We start from the raw sequence: 23,349 nt of genomic DNA, 5'->3' as shown, positions 1-23,349 counted from the left end.
GAAGTCGAAAAGCTATGAACCCTTTGAAACAGGGCCTGCGCGCGTTCCTTACTCGTCCATCATTCCGGCCCGCCCGATCTGGGGGGCGGCCGGTCACGGTTGACATTGGTGTCTTGGAGACCCTCTTGGATCATGTCCGACCTGAGCATCCCTCTCAGCGCCCTTGAAAGCAGCACGGCGTCCAGCCACCCTCAGCTGCCAGTCTCTTCCTACTTCGACGAGGACCTGTTCCGCCGGGAACAGGAACTGATCTTCCAGCACGGTCCGCGCTACCTCGGCCACGCCCTGGCGTTGCCCGAGGTCGGCGACTACTACGCCTTGCCCCAGGAAGGCGAAGGCCGCGCCCTGGTGCGGCATGCCCAAGGCATCGAACTGATCTCCAACGTCTGCCGCCATCGGCAGGCGGTGATGCTGCGTGGCCGCGGCAACACCCGCAGCAATATCGTCTGCCCACTGCATCGCTGGACCTACGACCTCAAGGGCGAGCTTGTCGGCGCACCGCACTTCAAGCAAGACCCCTGCCTGCACCTGAACCGCTACAAGGTCCGCGAGTGGAATGGCCTGCTGTTCGAGGACAACGGCCGCGACATCGCCGCCGATCTGGCCGCACTGGGTCCGCGCGCGGCCCTGGATTTCAGCGGCTATCAGTTGGACAAGATCCACGTCCACGAGTGCGACTACAACTGGAAGACCTTCATCGAGGTCTATCTGGAGGACTACCACGTCGGCCCGTTCCACCCCGGCCTGGGTCACTTCGTCACCTGCGACGACCTGGCCTGGGAATTCGGCCGCGACTATTCGGTGCAGACCGTCGGCGTGAACAAGGCGCTGAGCAAGCCCGGCTCGGCGGTCTATCAGAAGTGGCATGAGCAGGTGCTGGGCTTTGGCGGCGGCACCGCGCCCGATCAGGGTGCCATCTGGCTGACCTACTACCCCCACATCATGGTGGAGTGGTATCCCAACGTGCTGGTCATCTCCACGCTCTTCCCGCAAGGTCCGCAGAAGACGACCAACATCGTGGAGTTCTACTATCCCGAGGAGATCGTCGCCTTCGAGCGCGACTTCGTCGACGCGCAGCAGGCCGCCTACATGGAAACCTGCATCGAGGACGACGAAATCGCCGTGCGCATGGACGCCGGCCGCAAAGCCCTGATGGAACGCGGCGACAACGAGGTCGGCCCCTACCAGAGCCCGATGGAAGACGGCATGAAGCACTTCCACGAGTGGTACCGCGCCCTGATGAAGCGCTGACGCACCGATCGCGACCGGCACGCCGCCCGGTCGCGCCCCATCCAAACGCCCGCCGCCCACCGGTGCGCACAACGCCCTGCTCTTGCAGGGCGTTCTCGTTTTGGCGGCTCACCGCCACAGCCCGGCTCGAGGTTCAGGGTGAGAATCGGCCGCATGTCTGCATCCCTGTTGATGGTGTTGGCGACCTTGCTGTTCGCCACCATGGGTGTCTGCGTGAAGCTGGCTTCGGCCTACTACAGCGCCGGCGAGATCGTCATGTACCGCGGCCTGGTCGGCACGCTGATCCTTTTCGCGCTCACGCGCACGCGCGGGCTCTCGCTCAAGACCGCCGTGCCGGCGATGCATTTCTGGCGCAGCCTGTCCGGCGTGATCGCGCTCTCGTTGTGGTTCTTCGCCATCAGCAAGCTGCCGCTGGCCACCGCGATGACGCTGAACTACATGTCCTCGGTCTGGATGGCCCTGTTCCTGATTGGCGGCGCCGTCCTGATGGGCGCGGCGAAGGTCGATCCGCGGCTGGTCGTCACCGTGCTGCTGGGCTTCCTGGGCGTCGGACTGGTGTTGCAGCCTGCGATGGAAGAGCAGCAGATGTGGCACGCCATGGCCGGACTGGCATCGGGCATGCTCTCCGCCATGGCCTATCTGCAGGTCACCTCGCTGGGGCGCGTCGGCGAGCCGGAATATCGCATCGTCTTCTACTTCTCGATGGGCGGCGTCGTGGCCGGCGCCTTGACCACGCTGGTCTCGCACGGCGGCTGGCATGCGCATACCTGGAAGGGCGCGGCGCTGCTGCTGGCAGTCGGTCTTCTGGCCACGGGCGCTCAGTTGATGATGACCCGCGCCTACGGCACCGGCAAGCCGCTGGTCAATGCGTCACTGCAATACCTGGGCATCGTGTTCTCGGCGTTGTATGGTGTGCTGCTGTTTGGCGACCGGCTCGGTCTGCCCTCCTGGCTGGGGATCGTGTTGATCGTCGTCGCCGGACTGGGCGCCACCCTGCTGCGCGCCCGGAGCACGCCCAAGGATGCCCAGCATTCGGTCAGCGAATCCTGATGTGTGAAGGGGGATCGCCGGCCGCCGATCGCGGCGCCGACGGTCCGCCGGTCTTTCGATCCACCGATCTTCTGAACGCACCATGAGCCATCCCGTCCACCGCAGTCTTGTGTCCGTCGATCAACTGCAGGCGCTGATGGCGTCGCCGACGCCGCCGCTGGTGGTGGATGTCCGCTTCGATCTCGCCGACACCGGCGCCGGCGAACGGGCCTTCGCCGCGGCGCATCTGCCCGGCGCGTTCTATCTGCACCTGGATCGCGACCTGAGCGGCCCCAAGCAGGTGGGTGAGCACTTCCGTGGCCGTCACCCGCTGCCGGAGCGCGAGGCCTTTGCCGCCACGCTCAGGTCGCTCGGTCTGCGGCACGGCCAGCAACTGATCGCCTATGACGCCGCAGACGGCATGTATGCCGCACGGCTCTGGTGGATGCTGCGCTGGCTGGGCCATGACGCGGTGGCCGTGCTCGATGGCGGTTTCGCCGCCTGGCAGCAAGCCGGCGCAGGCACCTCTGCGGCGCCCAGCCCCCGGCCTCCCGAGGGCGACTTCGCGCTCGGCGAGGCCCTGGAGCAGCCACTGTCCGCGCAGGAACTGTTCGGACAACTGGGTCGCGTGCGGCTGATCGACGCCCGCGCCGCCGAACGCTTCCGCGGCGAGGTCGAACCGCTGGACAAGCAGGCCGGCCACATTCCTGGCGCCAGCAATCGCTTCTTCAAAGGCAACCTGACGCCGGAAGGTCGCTTCAAACCCGCCGACCAACTGCGCGCGGAGTTCCTCGCCGTCCTGGGCTCGTTTGATAGCGCAGACACCGTCCATCAGTGCGGCTCCGGCGTGACCGCCTGCCACAACCTGCTCGCGATGCATCACGCGGGTCTCACCGGCAGCCGCCTGTATCCCGGCTCGTGGAGTGAATGGAGCGCCCAGCCGCGCCTGCCGCTCGCCAAAGGCTGAGCCAAAGGCTGAATCACAGGGCCTCCACCGACCTGTTCGCGTGACCGGTGACCGGTGACAGGTGACGGTCACCCCGCCACGACTCCGCCCGCCGCCCCCGCCATGACGGCGGGAGGCCCGATGCAGGCCCGCAAACGACAGCCGGCAGCCCACAGGCACGGGGTTTGCTGCGCTGGGGCCTTCTCGGCTTGATCGGGATTGACATCGCGCAGAACCGGAGCACCATGCACGAGTCAGACTGAGCAGGCAAGTCTTGACCCTGAATTCGCCATCACCGCGCTGGCGGCGATCGCGACCTCGGGGTGAACTTCCCTTCACACGGAGGCCCGCCATGTTCCAACGCATCCTGATCCCCACCGACGGTTCGGACATCACCGCCAAGGCGGTGGACACCGCCGTCCGCCTGGCCCGCCATCACGGCGCCAAGCTCTTCGCCATCAGCGTCAAAGAGCCCTTCCCCTACAGCGCGGTGTCTGAAATGCAGCCCACCCCGCCGCAGGAATTCTTCGACGCCCAGGAACGCATCGCCCAGGAGCGCCTGAGCCAGGTACTGGCCGCCGCACGAGCCGAAGGGCTGGAGATCGAAGCCCACAGCGTCGAGGCGCTGCACGCCTGGGAGGCCATCATCGAACACGCCAAGCGTGTCGATGCCGACCTGCTGGTCATGGCCTCGCACGGCCGTCGCGGCTTTCAGGCCCTGCTGCTCGGCAGCGAGACGCAGAAGGTGCTGACCCACTGCGAGTTCCCGGTGCTGGTGGTGCGCTGAAAAGAGCAAGGGGCGCCTTGTCGCGCCCCTTGTCCTCACCTCCGACCCATCACCGCGCCGGCGCGCAGCTCAATGTGCGTGGCCGTGCCCGTGCTGGCCGCCGACCACCATCAGCACGAAGCCGATCCCGACGCCCAGCCACAGCAGCTGCAGCGCGGTGTCCTTCCACGGCAGCCGGCGCTGCAGTTGCGGAATGAGGTCAGCCACCGCCACATAGATGAAGCTGCTCGACGCCGCCACCAGCAGGTAGGGGAACAGCGACTGCCAGGGCCCGACCACGAAATAGCCCAGCAAGCCGCCCGCGACCGCCGCCAGACCAGACACCGCATTGAAGAACAGCGCCTTGCCGCGCGAGAAACCGGCGTTCAGCAGCACGATGTAGTCGCCCACCTCCTGTGGAATCTCGTGCGCGATGATGGCCATCGCGGTGACCCAGCCCAGGTGGTGGTCCGCCAGAAAGGCGGCGGCAATGATGATGCCGTCGCAGAAGTTGTGGATGCTGTCGCCCACCAGCACCGCCAGGCCGCCTCGGCCCGCCTGTTCGCGGTCGAAGTGGTGATGGTGGTGATGGCCGTCCCCCTGGTGGTGATGGGTGTGCCGGTACAGCTCCGCCTTCTCCAGCAGAAAGAAGAACATCAACCCGCCCAGCAGGGTGAGGAACAGCGAATGCGGGTCGGTGCCGCTCTCGAAGGCTTCCGGCAGCACATGCAGCAGCGCTGTGGACAACAGTACCCCCGCGGACAGGCTCACCAGATGGTGGACGATGCGACTGAGCAGGCCCACCGTCAGCATCGCCGCGATGGACACCGAAGCCAGGCCGCCGGCCAGGGTCACGAGCAGGATGTAGAACAGGGTCATGGACAAAAAAGGCGCACCTCAATGGGTGCGCCGGTAGGGATGCTGAAATTGTCTCAGACTCGTCAAGCCCCCGCCTGACCCAGGCTGTGCGCGGCGCGCCCGGATCGCCCGGATCGCCCGGATGGTCATGATGACCCTGACGGCCGGGAGCGCCGCGAGCACCGGGGACCCCGGGGGAGCCGGTCACGCCGGCCGCCGTCGATCAAACGCCGTGGGCCTTGAACCAGGCCTGGCAGCGCGTCCAGCCGTCCTTGGCATCCTCGGCGCGGAAGCTGGGTCGATAGTCCGCATGGAAGGCATGGCCGGCGTCCTTGTAGACGACGAATTCGCTGGCCTTGGCCGCTGTGCTGCCCTGCTTGAGCGCTTCCTGCATGGCTGCGACGCTGGTCAGCGGAATGCCGCCATCCTGCCCGCCATACAAGCCCAGCACCGGCGCCTTCAACTGGCCCACCAGGTCGATCGGATGTTTCGGCGTATTCGGGTTGGACTGCCCCTGCAGCCGTCCATACCAGGCCACCCCGGCCTTCACTGCGTTGCTGTGCGCCGAATACAGCCAGGTGATGCGACCACCCCAGCAGAAGCCGGTGATGCCCAGCCGCGCGGTGTTGCCGCCCTGGGCCTTGGCAAACGCGACGGTGGCATCCAGGTCGCGCAGGACCTGCTCATCCGGCACCTTGCTGATCACTTCGGCCATCAGTCGGCTGATTTCGGTGTAGGCCTTGGCATCGCCCTGGCGCAGGAACAGATCGGGCGCGATGGCGAAGTAGCCGGCCTTGGCAAACCGCCGTGCGACATCCGCAATGTGTTCATGCACGCCGAAGATCTCGCTGATCACCAGCACCACCGGCGGATGCTTCACGCCCGCCGGCCGGGCCGCATAGGCCGGCATGTTGAAGTTGCCCACCGGCACGCTCACCGGGCCGGCGTCCAGGCCCTGGGTGTCGGTGGTGATCGTCTGGGCGCTGACCGGCAGCACGGCGGCCGCAAAGCCGCTCCCTACCGCGGTTCCCACAAACGCCCGGCGGTTGAAACCGCGTTCGGGTAACAGGCTGTCGAAGTCCGCTTTCGTCATGCAATGCCTCCTTGGGTGCTGCTTGCGATGGATCGGGCCGGATCGGGGCGGGCCTGACGCCCGCAGCGCAGACACTGCAGGCCCGAAGCCGACCGTGCGCCTGGCGACGGCTGGGCGCGGCCGATTCTAGTGGCGTGTCCCGCCACTCACGGACGACCTTGAAATTGAAGGATTTCGAGGCCCCGAAACGCCGCGACAATCGCGCCCCATGAGTCAAGCGCAAGTTCCCCTCTCCCTGGCCGCCATCGACATGGGTTCCAACAGCTTCCGGCTGGAGATGGCCCATCTGCAACTGGGTCAATACCGCCGGCAGGACTATCTCAAGGAAACGGTGCGCCTGGGCGCGGGGCTGGATGCGCAGAGCATGCTCACCGAAGAAGCCATCCAGCGCGGCCTGGACTGCCTGCGCCGTTTCGCGCTGAGGCTCGACGGCCTGCCCGGCCGCCAAGTGCGGGCGGTAGCGACCCAGACGCTGCGCGAAGCCCGCAACCGCAATGCCTTCCTGGCGCGTGCCGAAGAGGTGCTGGGTTATCCGATCGAAGTGATCTCGGGCCGAGAGGAAGCACGCCTGATCTACGCCGGCGTCGCCAGGCTGCAGGAAGCCGAGCAACCCCGCCTGGTGATCGACATCGGCGGACGCTCCACCGAGATGATCCTGGGCCGCGGCACCGTGCCGCTGCGTGCCGAATCCTTCCAGGTCGGCAGCGTCAGCCTGTCGATGCGCTTCTTCCCTGACGGCCGCTTCACCGCCGAAGCCTTCCGCGCCGCGCAGGTCGCCGCCGGCGCCGAGCTCGAAGAAGCACTGACCGAATTCGCACGCCACACCGCCCAGCCGCGCTGGGAGCAGGCGCTGGGCTCGTCAGGCACCGTCGGCGCGGTGGCCCAGATCCTGGCCGCCAACGGGGTGACGGACGGCAGCATCACGCTGGACGGCCTGCGCTGGTGCATCGAGCAATGCCTGAGCGCCGGCCATGTCGAGGCCCTCAAGCTGGCCGGCCTGAAGGAAGACCGCCGCGCGGTGGTGGGCGGTGGGCTGTGCATCCTCTACACCCTGCTCACCCATTTCGACATCGACCACCTGCAACCCGCCAAGGGTGCCCTGCGCCAGGGCGTGATCTTCGATCTGGCCGAGCGGATCGATCCCAGTTTGCTGGGCACCGGCCGGGACATCCGCGAGCAGTCGGTGGCCGAGCTGCAGCGACGTTTCGCGGTCGACCGGGCACAGGCCAAGCGCGTGCGCGACCTGTCCCTTCGGCTGCACACGCAACTGGCTCCCGAGGCCAACGAAGAGCATCGCCGCGAACTCGGCTGGGCGGCGGCGCTGCATGAGATCGGCATGATGGTCTCGCACCACGACTACCACCGTCACAGCGCCTATCTGCTGTCCCATGTGGATGCGGCCGGTTTCTCGCAAAGCCAGTTGCGTCGGATCGGCGATCTGGCCCTGGGTCAGCGCGGTGGCTTGCGCAAGCTGGACGATCAATTGGGCGACGACGATCTCACCTGGCAGCTCCTGGCACTTCGGCTGGCCGCCATCAAATGCCACGCCCGCGGCGCGGTCGACGCCGGCGCGATGAAGCTGGAGCGCGACGGTCAGCAGGTCGCCATCCGGATCCGTCCGGGTTGGGTGGAGGCGCATCCCCGGGCGCATTACCTGCTGCGCGAGGAACTGGAGGCCTGGGCCAAGGTCGGCCGCGTGCAGCTCACGCTGACGACCTGAATTGCCCGGCCGCTCGCGCGGCCGTCGAGGTCAGGCGACAGGCGCTCGACACCGAGCGCCTGCCGCCATCATCTCGATCAGGCTCAATCAGCGCATCGGGCGGTGACGGCCGTCTTCGTCGACCCAATACCGACCGCCACGGCCATCCGAGTAGACCTCACGCTCCCGGCCGTCCACCATCAGACGCCCGATCAGCGCGCCTGCCACCGCACCGACGACCGCACCCGTCAGGGCATTGCCCCCGGTGGCCGCGCCAATCACCGCGCCGCCGACCGCACCGACAGCCGCGTTGCGACCGTCCTCATGCCGATGCCGATCGGACGCACAGCCCACCGTCAGGGCGGCGCACACGGCGCCCAGCGCCGCAGTTCTGAGAAGAGAGGGTGTCATGGGGAACCTTTCCGTGGGAACACTGAAGTGAAACCACGCCGCAGCGCGCCGTCCGACAGGCCCGAGGCCCGTCGACCGTCCAGCGCCACCGACGTGATCGGTGGTGTCCCCAGGATTGGGCAAAGGATGTGCCTTGCCATCGGTCGAGCGACTCCGCGCCCATCCGCGCCGGCCATCCGCACCGCCCAGCCTCGTCCCTGGAAAAGCGGACCGAAGAAGCGTCCGGAAGACGCGTTCCAGCGCCGCGCTACCGAGAGCGAAACCGAGATCGCTACCGGGATCGCTACCGGGATCGCTACCGGGCCGCGAGCCTACTCCGCATACATCCGCATCAGCGCCTGTTGCGCGCTGACGCTGGTGGTCGGATCGCCGTTCACCCGCTGGGAGGTGCCGTCCGGCCCCAGTTGCCAGGCATCCTGCGTGTCGTGCAGATAGGGCGTCAGGCCCTCATCCAGCACCCGCTGGCGCAGCTTGGGATCCAGCACCGGCCAGGCCACCTCGATGCGGCGCAACATGTTGCGGCTCATCCAGTCGGCGCTGGACAGGTAGAGCGCCTCCTGCTCGTCGGTCTTGCCCCAGCGGAAGTAGAAGATCCGCGAATGCTCCAGGAAGCGGCCGACCACCGACCGGATCAGGATGTTGTCGGTCTGCCCCGGCAAGCCCGGCGGCAGCATGCAGGCGCCGCGCACGATCAGGTCGATGCGCGCCCCCGCCTGACCGGCCTGGATCAGCGCCTGGATCAGTTCGCCATCGGTCAGTGAATTGATCTTCAGCACCACCCGCGCCGGTTCGCCCCGACGTGCCGCCTCTTCCACCAGGCTCAGCAGCTCGCACATGGTGCGGTGCAGATTGAACGGGGCCAGCAGCAGTTTCTTCGGCGCCTTGAACTTGGACAGCGAGGCCAACTGGCGGAACACCAGATCCATGTCCGCCGTCAGCTCGGGGTCGGCGGTCAGGTAGCCGAGGTCGGTGTAGAAGCGCGCCGTCTTCGGGTTGTAGTTGCCGGTGGACAGATGTCCATAGCGACGCAGCTTGCCGCCTTCGCGGCGGGTGATCAGCATCAGCTTGGCATGGGTCTTCAAGCCCACGATGCCGTACACCACCTGCGCGCCCACAGCCTCCAGCCGCTCGGCCCAGTTGATGTTGGCTTCCTCGTCGAAACGGGCCTTGAGCTCCACCACCGCCAGCACTTCCTTGCCACGGCGGGCCGCCTCGATCAGCAGGTCCGCCAGCACCGACTGGCTGCCGGTGCGATAGATGGTCTGCTTGATGGCCAGCACATCGGGATCGTCCACCGCCTCGCGCAGCATCTGCACCACCGGATCGAAGCTCTCGAACGGATGGTGCAGCAGCACATCGCCCTTGGTGCGGAGCTTGTCCAGGATGGACTTGCCCCGCGGCAACCGCCCGACCGGCCAGCTCGGCTCATAGGGCTGGAAGCGCAGCTCGTCCGCATCGGTCTGGTCGATGAGCTCGATCAGGCGCACCAGGTTCACCGGGCCGTTGACCCGGTACAGCGCCGCTTCCGGCAGCGCAAACTGCTCCAGCAGGAAGCGCGACAGCTCTTCCGGACAGGTGTTGACCACCTCAATCCGCACCGCACGGCCGAAGTGGCGGGTCGTCAGGCCGGAGCGCAGCGCATGGCGCAGGTTGGCGATCTCTTCCTCGTCCACCTCCAGGTCCGAATCCCGGGTGACACGGAACTGCGAGAACGCTTCCACCTGGCGCCCGGGGAACAGGTTTTCCAGATGCGCGCGGATCACGCTGGTGAGCAGCACGAAGCATTGCTTGCCCCCGGTGATCGCCGGCGGCAGTTTGATCACCCGGGGCAGCACCCGCGGCACCTTGACGATGGCGATCCGGGTGTCGCGGCCCAGCGCATCCTTGCCGGACAGCCGGGCGACGAAATGCAGCGACTTGTTGGCCACCTGCGGGAACGGGTGGGCCGGGTCCAGGCCCACCGGCACCAGCAGCGGCCGCACTTCCCGCTCGAAAAAGCGCGACACCCAGGCGCGCTGCTCCTCATTGCGGTCCGCATGGTTCAGGATCTGGATGCCGTAGTCGCGCAGCACCGGCATCACCTGGTCGTTGAAGATGCCGTACTGCTCGTCGATCAGGTTGTGCGCCGCGCGGGCGACCCGCTCCACGTCGCGCTGGGTCACCAGCCCGCTGCCGTCGCGCTGGGCATCCAGCATGTCGGCAAAGCGGACTTCGAAGAACTCGTCCAGATTGCTCGAGACGATGCAGATGTAGCGCAGGCGCTCCAGCAGCGGCACATCGCTGCGCTGGGCCTGGGCGAGCACGCGTCGGTTGAACTCGAGGATCGCTTGTTCGCGGTTGAGCAAAGGCACGGCGGGCACGGTCATGGGATGATTCTATGAAGCTATCGTGACAGTCCGGTGACCCTCTTTAGAGCCATCCGGGCGAAAGGGAACGGCCCGCCCTGGGGCGCAGCGAGGTCCCGGGCCGGCCATTGAAGGGAGGGCGCGAAAGCGCGGCGTCGACGTTCTCGAAGGCCGCCGGCGTCCCATCTGCCCGAGCAGCACCGCCGGGCTCAAGCCGCGGTGCGCATCGCTGCGGCCAGGGACTGCGCGGCCACGCTCGCCTCCTGGCGCCGGCGCTCGCCCCAGTCGATGATCTCCAGGTGGCCGTCGGCGTGTTCCACCAGGGCGGTCAGGCTTTCGACCCAGTCGCCGTCGTTGGCATAGAGGATGCCGTCGATGTCACGCAGTTCCGCGTGATGGATATGGCCGCAGACGACGCCCTGCACCCCCCGCTTGCGGGCCTCGCGGGCCAGCGCTTCCTCGAAATCGCTGACATAGGACACCGCCCGCTTGACCTTGAGCTTCAGATACTTGCTGAGGCTCCAGTACGGCAGCCCGAGCCGGGCCCGCATTGAGTTCAGATGGCGGTTGAGCTTGAGTGTGAACTCATAGAGCGTGTCGCCGACATGCGCCAGCCACTTGGCGCACTGGATGACCCCATCGAACAGGTCGCCGTGGGTGACCCAGAGCTTGCGGCCGTCCGCCGTTTCGTGGATCCACTCCTGGGCCACCTCGATGCCGCCGAAGCTGTGCTGCAGGTACTTGCGGGCAAATTCATCATGGTTGCCCGGCACATAGATCACCCGGCAACCCTTGCGCGCCTTGCGCAGCAGCTTCTGCACCACGTCGTTGTGGGCCTGCGGCCAATACCAGCTGCGGCGCAGCTGCCAGCCGTCGACGATGTCGCCCACCAGGAAGAGCTGCTCGCACTCCACCTCGCGCAGGAATTCCAGCAGCGCCCGCGCCTGGCAGCCCGGCGTGCCCAGGTGCAGATCGGAGATCCACACCGTTCGGAAGCGCAGCGAACCGCCCTCCTCCGCCTCGGCCCCGGGCGGTTCGTTGGACACTGCGGCGGCCATGAGGGTGTCGGTCAGCATGGCCCCACAGCTTGGGGATGGCTCATGAAACCTTGATGACCGCGCCCCAGCCTGCCTCGCTCTTTCTGAGGGGCAGACTGGGGGCAACCCGCTCCCCCACCCCGCCCCCGGCAGCAGGCGCCGATAATCGCGCCCATGCATCTGATGATTTCCCATGCCAGCGCGCTGGAGCCGCATTTCGAGGCCGCGCTGCGCGAGCTGGAGCTGCCCGCGCTGAGTCATCTGCTCGGCCTGCTGGGCCCACCCACACCGGGCGCCGACGTGGGCGACGATGAACTCACCCTCCTCCCGCCCCACGAGCGGGCCCTGGCCCAACTGCGGGGCCTGCCGGCACCGGCGGACGGTCCGATCCCGCTGGGCGCCTGGCGCCTCCGTGAATTGCGGGCTCCGCACGCTGGATCGGCAGGAGCTCCCACCGGGAAAGCCGCCGACAACGCACCGCATGACGGCTCCCATCGGGCCTCCGCCCAAGCGTCCGCCCCATCTTCCGATCACGGCGCCGATGACGACACCGATCACGCCGCCTGGGCGCTGCTGACGCCGCTGCATCTGTCCGTCGGCACCGATCAGGTCACCGCCATGGATCCGGCGGCCCTTGAGCTGGACGAAGCCGAATCGCGCGCCTTCCTGGAGGCGCTCTCCCCGGTCTTCCCCGCCGACGAGGGCTGGCGCACGCAGTGGCTCGCGGCCGACCAATGGGCCATTGCCCATGACACGCTGGAGGGCCTGCCCTCGGCCAGCCTGGACCGCATCGTCAACCGCGGCGTGGAGACCTGGATGCCGAAGGCCCGCCGACTGCGCACCCTGCTCAACGAGATCCAGATGGTGCTCCACAACCATCCGCTCAATGACGCCCGGGAGGGCCGCCGCCTGCCGGTGCTCAATGCCGCCTGGATCAGCGGCTGCGGCCGCGATGGGGGCCAGGACTTGCCAACGGACCTCATCCTGGACGACCGCCTGCGCGCGCCGATGCATGCGGGCGATCTCTACCGCTGGAGCGAGGCCTGGAAAGCGCTGGACGCCGGCCCGCTGACGCAGGCGCTGCGCCAGGTGCGCGAGGGCGGACCGCTGCGGCTCACGCTCAGCGGCGAGCGGCTGGCCCGCACCTGGGAGCGGCGCACGGGCGGCGCCTGGCAACGCCTGCGCGAGCGGCTCTCGCCGCCGCAGGTGCGTGTGGCCGACGCCTTGGGGGCCCTGTGAACGCGCCGCGCCTGCTGGTCCGCGATGTGCCGCCGGACAGCGCCTTTGCGCTGGAGCAGGCCGGCGTCTCGCCCTTGCTCGCCCGGCTGTTCGCCGCTCGCGGTGTCAGTTCCGCCGTGGACCTGGCGCCCAGCTTCAAGCATCTGCTGCGCCCCACCGACCTGAAGGACATTGACCGCGCCGCCAACCTGCTGGCCGACAGCCTGCAGGCCGGCGAGCGCCTGTGCATCGTGGCCGACTACGACTGCGACGGCGCCACCGCCTGCGCGGTCATGCTGCGCGGCCTGGCGATGCTCGGCGCCCGCGCGGGCACGCTCAGCTATGTGGTGCCCGACCGGGCGGTGCACGGCTACGGCCTGACGCCCACCATCGTCGAGCTGGCGCTTCAGCATCGGCCGCAGGTGCTGGTCACCGTGGACAACGGCATCGCCAGCCATGCGGGCGTGTCCCATGCCCGCGCACTCGGGCTGAAGGTGCTGGTCACCGATCACCACCTGCCCGCCGCCGATGCCCAGGGCCAGCCCACCGTGCCCGACGCCGATGCGCTGGTGAATCCCAACCAGCCCGGCTGCGGCTTCGAGAGCAAGAGCCTGGCCGGCGTCGGCGTGGCCTTCTACGTGTTGTGGGCGCTGCGGGATGAGCTGATCCGTCGCGATCCGTCCGCCAAGGACCGGCTGCCCAGCCTGCTCGGCGTGATGGATCTGGTCGCGCTGGGCACGGTGGCCGACGTGGTGAAGCTGGACGCCAACAACCGGCGGCTGGTGGCGCAAGGCCTGCAACGGATGCGCGAAGGCCGCATGCAGCCCGGCGTGGCCGCGCTGTTCACCGCCGCCGGGCGGGATGCCTCACGCGCGAACAGCTTCGATCTGGGCTTCGCACTCGGGCCACGCATCAATGCGGCCGGGCGGCTGGCCGACATGACCATGGGCATCGGCTGCCTGACCTGCGACGACTCCGATCAGGCGCTGGAACTCGCCCGCGAGCTGGACCGCATCAACCGCGAACGCCGCGAGATCGAGGCCGGGATGCAGGAGCAGGCCTTGGTCCTGCTTGACCGCCTGATGGCCGATCCCCGACTCAACGGCGCACCGCCGCCCGCGTTGGCGATCTTCGATGAAGACTTCCATGAGGGCGTGGTCGGCATCGTGGCCTCTCGCATCAAGGATCGGCTGCATCGGCCGGTGTTTGTCTTCGCCAAAGGGGCGGACGGCCAGTTGAAAGGCTCCGGGCGATCGATCGCCGGCTTCCACCTGCGGGATGCGCTGGACCTGATCTCCAAACGCCATCCCGATCTGCTGCGCAAGTTCGGTGGCCATGCCATGGCCGCCGGTTGCACCCTCGCGCCCGGCGGGGTGGCGGCCTTCGGTGCCGCCTTCGAGCAGATCGCCCGCGAATGGCTGGACGACGGCGCCCTCACCCGCACCCTGCGCACCGACGGGCCGCTGCCGCCCGAAGCCTTCTGCCCGGAAACCGTGCAGGAGCTCGAGGCCCAGGTCTGGGGCCAGGCCTTCGAGGCGCCGCTGTTCTGCGACCGGGTCCAGGTGATCAACCAGCGCCTGGTCGGCGAGCGCCATCTCAAGCTGCGCCTGCGGCAAGGCGCGCTGCTGCGGGATGCCATCTGGTTTGGCCACACCGAACCGCTGCCCGAGCAGGTCACCCTGGCCTATCGGCTCAGCCTGGATGAGTACCAGGGGCAGAAACGGGTGCAGATGGTGGTGGAAGCGATGGCGGAGTGATCCGCCGGGCTGGCGGACGCGCTCGTCCGCAGCAGGTCGGACAACGCCGGTCAGGCCGGCAGATGCCTGCGGGACGGTGTCAGGGCGAGGGGTCTGGTTGACACAGACCCGCGTGCGTCTTCAGCGCGGCAGGCTGCCGCGTACCCAGTCCACGATCGCCTGCGCCGGCATCGCGCCCGCCTGACGGGCCACCTCGCGGCCCCCCACAAACAGCAGCAGTGTCGGGATGCTCCGGATGGCGTAGCGCGCGCTCTGCTGCGGCGCGGCCTCCGTGTCCAGCTTCACGAACCGCAGCATCGGCAGCGCCTGAGCCGCCTTCTCGAACTGCGGCGCCATCGTCCGGCACGGGCCGCACCACGCCGCCCAGCAGTCCACCACCACCGGCAACTCGGTGCCGGCGACATAGCGGTCAAACACCTCCGGCGACAAGTCCATCGGCTTGGCCGCCATCAGCGCCGTGCCGCAGCGGCCACAGTCCGGCGATTCCGACAGCCGCTGGCGCGGCACCCGGTTCTTGGCGCCGCAGGACGGACACACGAGGTGGAGGCTGGCCGCGGTCCCGGCGCCGGTCTCGGAGGAAGGGGGGTCGAATGTGTTCATTGAGGTTGCACGCTACGCCGAGACGGCACCGGCGGCAAGCCGCATGCCCTGGAGATTTGTCTAGGGCCTGTCAACACAAATGGCGCCAAGGCGATCTGGCCGCAACAGTGGGCGCATGGAGATCACTGAACAGCACGCCCCGCCTCCTGACCCCACAGCCTCTGATCGCTGCCTTCGCCCCGATCGGCGAGGTGATCGCCACCGATGCGGCCGCCCGACACTTCCCTATCAACGGCGGCACCACCGAGCGCTGTCACGACCTCGCGCAGTTGCAGCCCGGTCCCGAGGGCCCGGGCCCGGCGGCCATTGCGACGGAATTAGATTGAGACCCGGTGCCGTCATCGCGCCCCGGTGAGGCCGGCGAGCAGTCCTTCCTCGACCCAGCGTCGCAGCAGGCCACCCACCTCGCTGACAAGGTTCGAATCGGGGAAGCGTTCGCTCAGGGCCTCGCACAGCGCAGCGAAGCTTTGGCCCTGGGCCAGGGCATCCAGCGCGGCAGCTTCCAGCGTGCCAAGGCTGCGGAAGTGCGGGCTGCTGCCGCGTCGCCAGATCAGGACATCCAGCGCCTGCACCAGCGGCTCGGCCGAGGGCGGCGTCTCATCCTGGTCCAACGCCTGCCAGATCGCCAGCGTGTTGTGGCTCAGGCGCAGACGGCGATAGCTGGGCGGCAGGCCAAAGCCCACCGTGGCCCAGGCCTCGGCCGGCAGCGCTGCCAAGTCGGCGGGGGTCAGGGCTTGCGCGTCGGCGGCATCAAAGGCCTCGCGCAGAGCCCAATCGAGCGCGGCCAGCTCGGCAATGTCGAGGTCCTGCGGATGGCGCTCGGCCAGCCAGGCCGGGAAGGCGGCGCCGAACCAGCGCAGGCTGGGTTGGCTCGAAGGGTGGGCCATCAGGTAGGCGCGCGCCTCGCGCTCGAAGGCCTGGTCGCCCAGATAGGCGGCGGTATGGCCATAGCTGTCGAGCAGGGTCTCGACCAGACGGGCGCGGTAGGCCTGGTGGTAGATCGCCAGCCGACGCTCAACGCCGATGCCGCCGGGCCTGACTGCGGCGGCGAACTGCTGCGGCTGATCCAGCAGCAGCGCCTGAAACTCGGCCTGCAGGGTTTCGAGCGTCATGCGGGGAACGCCTCCACAGCCACTTCCGATGCGATGGCACGCGCCATGTCGAGCTCGGCCAGCAGCTCCGGCAGCGGCGGGATGCGATCGTCCCGCTCAATCATGGTGGCCACCGGCCCGAAGCGGCGCAGCACCTCGCGATACAGCGCCCAGACCGGCGAGGCGACCGGGTGATCATGGGTGTCGACCAGGTGATCGCCGTAGTCGCTGTGGCCGGCCAGATGAAACTGCTGCACGCGTCCCTGCGGCAGTGCGTCCAGATAGTCCATCGCATCAAAGCCGTGGTTGACCGCGCTGACATGGATGTTGTTCAGATCGACCAGCAACAGGCAGTCGCTGCGCCGGCACAGCTCGGCCAGGAACTGCGCCTCGCTCATCGCCGATTGCTTGTATTCGATATAGCTGGAGACGTTCTCCAGCACCAGGCGCCGGCCCAGCGCGTCCTGCACCCGGGCCACATTGCCCGCGACCACGGCCAGCGCCTCCTCGGTATAGGGCAACGGCAGCAAGTCATGCATCTGGCGGCCGTGCACCCCGGTCCAGCACAGATGGTCGGAGACCCATAGCGGCTGCACCCGCTCAGTCAGCGCCCTGAGCTGGCGCAGATAGGCGAGGTCAGGACCAGCCACCGCGCCGATGGACAGCGAGACGCCGTGCATCGCCATCGGATAGCTTGCGCGGATCGCCTCCAGCATCTGCATCGGCTTGCCGCCGGGCACCATGTAGTTCTCGGAGATGATCTCCAGCCAATCGACCGGCTGGGGCTCGGCGAGAAAGGCGCTGTAGTGGGCGCTGCGCAGGCCCAGGCCGAAGCCCGGGCTGGGCCGCGTGATGGAAGACATCGGCGGCCCTTCGCTTACTTCTTGGCCACCAGATCGGCGATCACGCCGCCGGCGGTCAGGCAGTCCTTGGCCGCCATGCCCTTGAAGCCATGGCCCTTGCAGGCGTTCTGGCCCTTGCAGGCGTTCTCGCTGGTCTTGCAGTCGGAATTGCCCTTGCAGTCGTGCACGCCATAGCAATGCACCTTGTCGCTGGCGGCCACGGCCAGGCCGGCGCTGCCGGCGGGCGCCGGGGCGGCGAAAGCATTCATCGCAAACAGGGCGGCGGCGGCGGCGAGGGCGGATCCTTGGGTCTTGGTCAACATGGTGAATCTCCGTTCGGTCCCGGGGGGACCAGTGAAGCAAGTCAGATCGCTTGCGATGACTCTGTCGCACAGACCGCGCTCGACCTTACAGCACCGAACAAGATTTTTCCGCTCAGCAGAAATTGGCGAGCTCTCGCCACATTGCCAGGGGTTTTCCTGGGGTGGATGGCGATTGGGTGAAGAAACAGGTCGACCAGGGCCTGTTCACATTTCTCGCTGTCACCGCGAACGGCGCACGATGCCGGCGGCGATCGTGAGCTGGTCAAGCGCTCGGTGGCCGCCGACACGGCCGCTGCATCTGCTCATGGATCGGGCGTACGAGGGCAATGAGACCCGGCCGGCTGGGTACGGCGATTGCCGCCTCAGCTCATCTCCCACTCCCCTCTCGGAAGGACACCCCTCATGCCAAACTACAAAGACGACGGGAAACTCTGGGTCCTCGTGGCCGACGAAGGCGTCGCCCGACTCCTGCGCCTGCCCGAAGAAGGCGGTGACCTCGAAGACGTCACCACCCTCACCGACGCCGCCGCCCACGCCGACAAGGCCGACCTCCGCCGCGACGCCGAAGGCCGCCGTGGCAACAGCACCACCACCTCCGCCTCCGTCGACGAATCCCACCAGGAAGCCATCTCCTTCGCCGCCCGCGTGGCCAAAACCCTGGACGAACACCTCAACAACCACGACCTCACCCAGCTGCGCATCGTCGCCGCGCCCCGCTTCCTCGGCCTGCTGCGCAAGGCCCTCAGCGCTCAGGTCACCAAAATCGTGGTCGACGAGACCAACGTCGATGTGGTGCATGAGAGCCTGGGGCAGTTGACCTCCCGGTTGTTCCCGGAGCGGGACTTCAGTAAGACGTGATGAGGCGGGCCGACCGCCCACGTGCCGATGCGCCTGCTGCTGCAGCGGCGGCTCGCATCATGCGGTGGACGCCCGCCCCTCACGGGTCGGGCGCTCCCGTCGGGCGGCCCTCGCCGCCTGGCGCCGGCCTCCACGGTCCGTTCACCCGCCCATCTCCGTCGGGTTTCTCCCCCGCCTGCGGATCCCTTGTTTGACGCGATCAGACAGGGGATCCGTTCTGGCGCAGATCCAAAAATTGGGCAGGTTGTAAGTCTTTGTCAAAACAGTGACATTGATGGAGCGAAGAATGGGGACACCCCCTCCCGCCTGTCGCGACGTGTCGTCGTGACCCTGTCATGTCCATCTATCTGTCCTCGCCCGATCCGTTCAGCGTGGTCCTGTCGGCCATCATTCGCGATCAGCTTCTGGACATCCATTTCCAGCCCCTGGTGGAGCTGGAGCGTGCGCACATCCTGGGCTTCGAAGCCCTGACCCGCGGCCCGGCCGATTCGCCGCTGCATTCGCCGTTGGTGCTGTTCGAAACCGCTGCGCGCCTCGGGCGGCTGGTGGAGCTCGAACGCATCGTCGTCAGACGCGCGCTGCGCCGCTTCAAGGAACTGCAGCTGCCCGGGCAGCTGTTCCTCAACCTGACCGCCGATACGCTGCTGGCCACCGGCGAACACGGCGCCTTGATCGCGCGCGAGTTCGCGCAGCTCGATCTGCCCGCTTCCCGCGTGGTGATCGAGCTGACCGAAACCCGCCCCATCCTCGAACCCGAACGCCTTCAGGCGAGCATGCGCAGCCTGCGCGAACTGGGGTTCGTGGTCGCGCTGGACGACCTCGGCGAAGGCTTCGCCAGCCTGAAACGGTGGATGGACATCCGGCCCGACTTCGTGAAGATCGATCGCCATTTCATCGACGGCATCGCGCAGGAACCCCTCAAGCAGCAGTTCGTCCGCTCCATCCTCGAAATGGCCGCGCGCAGCGGCTGCACCGTGGTCGCCGAAGGGCTGGAACATCTCAGCGATCTGACCGTGCTGCGCCGCCTCGGCGTGACCGTCTGCCAGGGCTATCTGCTCGCCCGCCCCAGCGCCGCACCCCGCACAACCCTGCGCGCCGAGGTCGACGCGCTGCTGGCGCCCGAGCACCGCCGCCGCCACGCCGACTGGAGGCGCCTGCCGCCCGACGCCATCACCAATGCCGCCCAACTGGCCCGCCGCAGTCACACGGTGACGCCCAAGCTCAGCTGCCAGACCGTGGTCGACATGTTCCAGCGCGACGAGCGACTTTTCTCGATGCCGGTGCTGGATCCGCACAACCGGCCGATCGGCCTGCTGCGCTCGCTGCAAGTGCTCAAGCGCAGCGCCGAACGCTATTTCATGGACATCCACGAAAAGCGCAGTTGCACCGCGCTGATGGACCCGCACCCGCTGATCTTCGATGCCAGCACCTCGCTGCGCGACATGAGCGAGGCCATCGCCAGCCTGGACGATCGCCTGATGGTCGACGGCTTCATCGTCACCCGCGACGGCGAGTACTTCGGCACCGGCCGCAGCACCGATCTGCTCAAAGCCGTGTCCGACCTCCAAGTCCACAGCGCCCGCTATGCCAATCCGCTGACCCTGCTGCCCGGCAACGTCCCCACCGACCAGCATCTGGATGCGCTGCTGCACGAAGGTCGCGAGTTCGTCGTGGTGGCCTGGGACATCGACCACTTCAAGCCGTTCAACGACGTCTACGGCTACGCCGCCGGTGACGACATCATCAAGCTCTGCGCCCAGCTCCTGCAGACCGCCGCCGATCCGCAGCTCGATTTCGTCGGCCACATCGGCGGCGACGACTTCGTCATGGTGCTGGGCTCGGCCGACTGGACCGAACGCCTCACCCAGGTCTGCCAGGCGTTCGACCACCAACTGCGCCCCTTCTTCTCCGCCGACCACCTGGCCCTGGGCGGCTACATCACCCTGAACCGCCAGAACCAGGAATCCTTCAACCCGCTGCCCACTCTCAGCGCCGGCGTCATCCCGGTGCTCCCCGGTGCCTTCGACAGCGTGCGCGCCCTGTCCGCTGCGCTGGCCGAACCCAAGCACGTGGCCAAATGCGGCAGCGGACCGAGCCGATTCTTCGTCGACCGCCGCCGCTCGTCGCCGCCCGCCGAGGTCGAGGCCGTGATGCCGTTGGACACCAGCGACAGCACCATGGCCATGCCTTCGCTCCTAGAATCGGTGGGGTGAACCAACCTCTCCCCGCTGCCCCCACCGCCATCCCCCCCGCCCCAGCGACCGCTGGCCGGCGCCTGCCGCTGCATGCGCAGACCAATGCCGACCTGCACTGCCACTCCACCGTCTCCGACGGCACGCTGGCACCCGAGGTGCTGGCCGCACGGGCCAAGGCCAATGGCGTGGAACTGTGGGCCCTGACCGACCATGACGAGGTCGGCGGCCAGCAGCGCGCCATGGACGCGGCACTCGCGCTGGGCATGCCCTACCTCACCGGCGTGGAGATCTCGGTGACCTTCGCCGGCAAGGTGGTCCACATCGTCGGCCTGGGGTTCGATCACCGTCACCCATCGCTGGTCGATGGCCTGCGCGCCACCCGCCAAGGCCGCGGCGCCCGCGCCCGAGAAATGTCGGACGACCTGGCCAAGGTCGGCATCCGCGGCGCCTATGAGGGCGCGCTCAAGTACGTCGGCAATCCGGAACTGATTTCGCGCACCCACTTCGCCCGCTTCCTGGTCGACGCCGGTCACTGCAGCGATGTGTCGGAGGTCTTCCGCCGCTACCTCACCGAAGGCAAGCCCGGCTATGTGCCGCATCGCTGGGCCTCGCTGGGCGACACCGTGCGCTGGATCCGCGAAGCCGGCGGTGTGGCGGTGATTGCGCACCCGGGTCGCTACGGCTTCACGCCGACTGAGGAATACGCGCTCATCACCGAATTCATGGCCCATGGGGGCCGAGGCATCGAGGTGGTCACCGGCAGCCACACCAGCGCCGACATCGTCCAATACACCGGCACCGCCCAGGAATTCAACCTGCTGGCCTCGCGCGGATCCGATTTCCACAGCCCGCAGGAAAGCCGCATCGACGTCGGCAGGCTGCCGGACCATCTCTCCGGTCAGCTCAAGCCGGTCTGGACCGTCCTGGAAGATCGGATCCACTGGCCCGCCTGAACGCGGCCGGCCCTGCCTGCGGAACGCTCGCCATGGGCGTCACGCCACGGCTCGGCGGGGGGCATCGATCACAGGTGTCACCTATGCCGTCGACGCGGATAACCGCGCGCTTGCCCGACGGCGCCCCGCCACGGCCCCACAATCGGTGGCATGGCTCAGATCTTCGAAGTCCACCCCGACAACCCTCAGGCTCGTTTCCTGCGCCAGGCCGCGCAGATCCTGGACCAGGGCGGCATCGGCGCGATTCCCACCGACTCCAGCTATGCGCTGGTCTGCCGTCTGGATGACAAAGCCGCGGCCGAGGCGCTGCGTCGCATCCGCGGCGTGGATGACAAACACCACATGACCTTGCTGTGCCGCGACCTCAGCGAACTGGGCAGCTATGCGCGCGTGGACAACAAGCAGTACCGGCTGCTGAAGAACGCCACACCCGGCGCCTTCACCTTCATTCTGGAAGCCACCAAGGAGGTGCCGCGGCGGCTGTCCCACCCGTCGCGCCGCACCATCGGCCTGCGGGTGCCCGACCATCGGGTGACTCAGGACCTGCTGGCGCTGATCGGCCAACCCCTGCTGGCGACCACGCTCATTCCGCCCGGCGAGACCGAGCCGCTGAATGATCCGGAAGAGATCACCGCGCGCTACGACAAGCTGCTCCAGCTCATCATCAATGCAGGCGCCTGCGCCATGCAGCCGACCACCGTCATCGACCTCACCGAGGAACCGCCGGTGCTGGTGCGTCGCGGCTGCGGCGATCCGGCACGGTTGGGCTTGGAGATCGTCGCCGCAGACTGATCGTCCCAAGGCCGACACGGGCGCCGCGCTCGGTCGGACGCCAATGCCCCGAGCGCGTCCAGCGCTGCCTTCGCGCATTTCGCGTGCGCCTCACGTGCGCGTCCCTCTCTGGCACCCTCGCGCCCTCCAGACAGCAAAACGCCGGCATGAAGCCGGCGTTTCTCATTCCGCGTTCTAACCCTGCGGGGCCGGCGCCTGGCGTACGGCTCAGACGGCTGCAGTGATCACGATCTCGATCTTCCACTCCGGCTTGGCCAGCAAGGCCTGCACCGTCGCACGGGGCGGGGTGTGGCCGGCCGGAACCCAGGCATCCCAGGCGGCGTTCATGCCGGCCAGGTCGGCGGTGTCGGCGATGTAGAGCTGGGCGCGCAGGATCTTGGTCTTGTCGCTGCCGGCGCGGGCCAGCAGCTTGTCGATCATCGCCAGCACCTGTTCGGTCTGACCCTTGATGTCGGCGGAGGCATCTTCCGGCACCTGTCCGGCCAGGTAGACGACGCCGTTGTGCACGGCCATTTCAGACAGGCGCGGGCCGACGTCGAAGCGTTCGATGTTGCTCATTTGGAGTGATGCTTGGGCTTGGTGGAAGAGGTGTTGCCGTGCTTCTTGCTCGACGGTGTGGAGGTGGCTTTGGCGGCCTTATCGCCTTTGGCGGGATGGGCGGCGGCGCTCGCCTTCTGGCCGAGCTTGCTTTCGGTGCCCGCCATCAGCTTCTTGATGTTGGCCGAGTGGCGCCAGATCAGCAGCAGGCTCATCAGGCCGATGGCCAGCAATTCCGGACCCACGTCCCAGATCAGCATCTGGAACAACGGCGCACAGACCGCCGCGGCCAGCGAAGCCAGCGACGAGTATCGGGACAGGAAAGCCACCACGATCCAGGTCAGCAGCACCGACAGGCCCAGCCACGGGTTGATGGCCAGCAGCACGCCGGCGGCCGTCGCCACGCCCTTGCCGCCCTCGAAGCGGAAGAACACCGGCCACAGGTGGCCGATGAAAGCCGCCAGGCCGACCATCGCGGCGGTGCCTTCCTCCATGTCGAACGGGGCGCCGAACTTCAGCACCAGCACCACCGGCACATAGCCCTTGAGCGCATCGAAGAGCAGGGTGAGGATGGCCGCGGCCTTGTTGCCCGAGCGCAGCACGTTGGTGGCGCCCGGATTGCCGGAGCCATAGCTGCGCGGGTCGGACAGGCCCATCACCCGGCTGATGATGACGGCGAACGACAGGGAGCCGATCAGATAGCCGGCGAGGATCGCCAGCGCTTGGTACAGGACTGCTTGCATGGGGC

Annotated in this window: 23 protein-coding genes; 12 read left to right on the top strand and 11 right to left on the bottom strand. The window is 67.7% G+C overall.

Translation table 11 applies throughout. The features are described 5' to 3' along the window. Positions 1–132: 132 nt before the first annotated feature. The 4 genes from N4261_RS07085 (at position 133) to N4261_RS07070 (ending at position 4,013) form a co-directional block, all read left to right on the top strand. Positions 133–1,251, top strand: a complete 1,119-nt coding sequence (locus N4261_RS07085; protein ID WP_261759491.1) for an aromatic ring-hydroxylating oxygenase subunit alpha — start codon at positions 133–135, stop codon at positions 1,249–1,251. A 153-nt stretch (positions 1,252–1,404) separates the two neighbouring features. Next, positions 1,405–2,301, top strand: coding sequence for a DMT family transporter (locus tag N4261_RS07080; RefSeq protein ID WP_261759490.1), 897 nt, complete (start codon positions 1,405–1,407; stop codon positions 2,299–2,301). An 82-nt stretch (positions 2,302–2,383) separates the two neighbouring features. Further along, positions 2,384–3,247: a sulfurtransferase gene (locus N4261_RS07075; RefSeq protein WP_261759489.1), complete on the top strand. Its 864-nt coding sequence runs from the start codon at positions 2,384–2,386 to the stop codon at positions 3,245–3,247. A gap of 331 nt (positions 3,248–3,578) precedes the next feature. Beyond that, entirely contained in the window at positions 3,579–4,013 is a 435-nt protein-coding gene (locus tag N4261_RS07070) for a universal stress protein (RefSeq protein WP_261759488.1), read from the top strand. A 69-nt stretch (positions 4,014–4,082) separates the two neighbouring features. Here N4261_RS07070 and N4261_RS07065 read toward each other — a convergent pair whose 3' ends face one another. Beyond that, positions 4,083–4,871 (bottom strand): ZIP family metal transporter, encoded by a 789-nt coding sequence (locus N4261_RS07065; RefSeq protein ID WP_261759487.1) that lies wholly within the window; start codon positions 4,869–4,871, stop codon positions 4,083–4,085. A 202-nt stretch (positions 4,872–5,073) separates the two neighbouring features. Further along, the gene (locus N4261_RS07060; RefSeq protein ID WP_261759486.1) at positions 5,074–5,943 is read right to left on the bottom strand and encodes a dienelactone hydrolase family protein; all 870 of its coding nucleotides are present in this window, start codon (positions 5,941–5,943) and stop codon (positions 5,074–5,076) included. A gap of 208 nt (positions 5,944–6,151) precedes the next feature. On the opposite strand from N4261_RS07060, the gene N4261_RS07055 reads away from it, so the two are divergent. Then, positions 6,152–7,663 carry a Ppx/GppA phosphatase family protein gene (locus N4261_RS07055; protein ID WP_261759485.1) on the top strand — a complete coding sequence of 504 codons (1,512 nt, stop codon included), beginning with the start codon at positions 6,152–6,154 and terminating at the stop codon, positions 7,661–7,663. Between the two features lie 87 nt (positions 7,664–7,750). Here N4261_RS07055 and N4261_RS07050 read toward each other — a convergent pair whose 3' ends face one another. The 3 genes from N4261_RS07050 to N4261_RS07040 all read right to left on the bottom strand — a co-directional run bounded on the left by N4261_RS07050 (position 7,751) and on the right by N4261_RS07040 (position 11,456). Next, positions 7,751–8,053: a YMGG-like glycine zipper-containing protein gene (locus N4261_RS07050; RefSeq protein ID WP_261759484.1), complete on the bottom strand. Its 303-nt coding sequence runs from the start codon at positions 8,051–8,053 to the stop codon at positions 7,751–7,753. A 311-nt stretch (positions 8,054–8,364) separates the two neighbouring features. Then, positions 8,365–10,419 (bottom strand): polyphosphate kinase 1, encoded by a 2,055-nt coding sequence (ppk1, locus tag N4261_RS07045; RefSeq protein WP_261759483.1) that lies wholly within the window; start codon positions 10,417–10,419, stop codon positions 8,365–8,367. 188 nt (positions 10,420–10,607) lie between these two features. Next, on the bottom strand, positions 10,608–11,456 hold the full coding sequence (locus N4261_RS07040; protein ID WP_261760635.1) for a UDP-2,3-diacylglucosamine diphosphatase: 849 nt from the start codon (positions 11,454–11,456) through the stop codon (positions 10,608–10,610). 153 nt (positions 11,457–11,609) lie between these two features. Here N4261_RS07040 and N4261_RS07035 point away from each other — a divergent pair, with 153 nt between their 5' ends. Both N4261_RS07035 and recJ read left to right on the top strand, forming a co-directional pair. Further along, positions 11,610–12,674, top strand: coding sequence for a hypothetical protein (locus N4261_RS07035; RefSeq protein WP_261759482.1), 1,065 nt, complete (start codon positions 11,610–11,612; stop codon positions 12,672–12,674). Next, positions 12,671–14,410, top strand: a complete 1,740-nt coding sequence (gene recJ / locus N4261_RS07030) for a single-stranded-DNA-specific exonuclease RecJ (RefSeq protein ID WP_261759481.1) — start codon at positions 12,671–12,673, stop codon at positions 14,408–14,410. The genes N4261_RS07035 and recJ overlap by 4 nt, the downstream gene beginning before the upstream one ends. A 120-nt stretch (positions 14,411–14,530) precedes the next feature. Here the strand turns inward: recJ and trxC are convergent, their stop codons facing one another. Continuing rightward, positions 14,531–15,010, bottom strand: coding sequence for a thioredoxin TrxC (gene trxC / locus N4261_RS07025; RefSeq protein ID WP_261759480.1), 480 nt, complete (start codon positions 15,008–15,010; stop codon positions 14,531–14,533). Between trxC and N4261_RS26215 the strand changes: the two genes are divergently transcribed. Then, on the top strand, positions 15,001–15,336 hold the full coding sequence (locus N4261_RS26215) for an ureidoglycolate lyase (protein WP_435532020.1): 336 nt from the start codon (positions 15,001–15,003) through the stop codon (positions 15,334–15,336). The two genes, trxC and N4261_RS26215, sit on opposite strands and share 10 nt — an antisense overlap. A gap of 12 nt (positions 15,337–15,348) precedes the next feature. Here N4261_RS26215 and N4261_RS07015 read toward each other — a convergent pair whose 3' ends face one another. The 3 genes from N4261_RS07015 to bufA2 are packed head-to-tail and all read right to left on the bottom strand — an operon-like array spanning position 15,349 to position 17,266. Beyond that, a complete protein-coding gene (locus tag N4261_RS07015; protein WP_261759479.1) occupies positions 15,349–16,122 on the bottom strand; it encodes an HvfC/BufC N-terminal domain-containing protein in 774 nt (257 codons plus the stop codon). After that, a complete protein-coding gene (bufB, locus tag N4261_RS07010) occupies positions 16,119–16,964 on the bottom strand; it encodes an MNIO family bufferin maturase (protein WP_261759478.1) in 846 nt (281 codons plus the stop codon). The genes N4261_RS07015 and bufB overlap by 4 nt, the downstream gene beginning before the upstream one ends. 14 nt (positions 16,965–16,978) lie before the next feature. Next, entirely contained in the window at positions 16,979–17,266 is a 288-nt protein-coding gene (gene bufA2, locus N4261_RS07005) for a BufA2 family periplasmic bufferin-type metallophore (protein ID WP_261759477.1), read from the bottom strand. Positions 17,267–17,668: 402 nt separating this feature from the next. Here bufA2 and N4261_RS07000 point away from each other — a divergent pair, with 402 nt between their 5' ends. The 4 genes from N4261_RS07000 (at position 17,669) to N4261_RS06985 (ending at position 22,064) form a co-directional block, all read left to right on the top strand. Continuing rightward, complete coding sequence (locus tag N4261_RS07000) at positions 17,669–18,124, top strand: host attachment protein (RefSeq protein ID WP_261759476.1); 456 nt, start codon at positions 17,669–17,671, stop codon at positions 18,122–18,124. A gap of 335 nt (positions 18,125–18,459) precedes the next feature. Further along, the gene (locus N4261_RS06995; RefSeq protein WP_261759475.1) at positions 18,460–20,337 is read left to right on the top strand and encodes a bifunctional diguanylate cyclase/phosphodiesterase; all 1,878 of its coding nucleotides are present in this window, start codon (positions 18,460–18,462) and stop codon (positions 20,335–20,337) included. Between the two features lie 68 nt (positions 20,338–20,405). After that, on the top strand, positions 20,406–21,272 hold the full coding sequence (locus N4261_RS06990) for a 3',5'-nucleoside bisphosphate phosphatase (protein ID WP_261760634.1): 867 nt from the start codon (positions 20,406–20,408) through the stop codon (positions 21,270–21,272). A 150-nt stretch (positions 21,273–21,422) separates the two neighbouring features. Next, positions 21,423–22,064 (top strand): L-threonylcarbamoyladenylate synthase, encoded by a 642-nt coding sequence (locus N4261_RS06985; RefSeq protein WP_261759474.1) that lies wholly within the window; start codon positions 21,423–21,425, stop codon positions 22,062–22,064. 207 nt (positions 22,065–22,271) lie between these two features. Here N4261_RS06985 and N4261_RS06980 read toward each other — a convergent pair whose 3' ends face one another. Together N4261_RS06980 and plsY are read right to left on the bottom strand one after the other, a co-directional pair. Continuing rightward, positions 22,272–22,622 carry a RidA family protein gene (locus N4261_RS06980; RefSeq protein WP_261759473.1) on the bottom strand — a complete coding sequence of 117 codons (351 nt, stop codon included), beginning with the start codon at positions 22,620–22,622 and terminating at the stop codon, positions 22,272–22,274. Next, positions 22,619–23,344: a glycerol-3-phosphate 1-O-acyltransferase PlsY gene (gene plsY, locus N4261_RS06975; RefSeq protein WP_261759472.1), complete on the bottom strand. Its 726-nt coding sequence runs from the start codon at positions 23,342–23,344 to the stop codon at positions 22,619–22,621. The genes N4261_RS06980 and plsY overlap by 4 nt, the downstream gene beginning before the upstream one ends. Positions 23,345–23,349: the final 5 nt, after the last annotated feature.

Origin of the sequence: Roseateles amylovorans, from assembly GCF_025398155.2 — a bacterium.
GTDB lineage: Bacteria > Pseudomonadota > Gammaproteobacteria > Burkholderiales > Burkholderiaceae_C > Roseateles > Roseateles amylovorans.
Note: the sequence above shows the minus strand (reverse complement) of the source record. Positions and strands in the feature narration are given on the sequence as shown.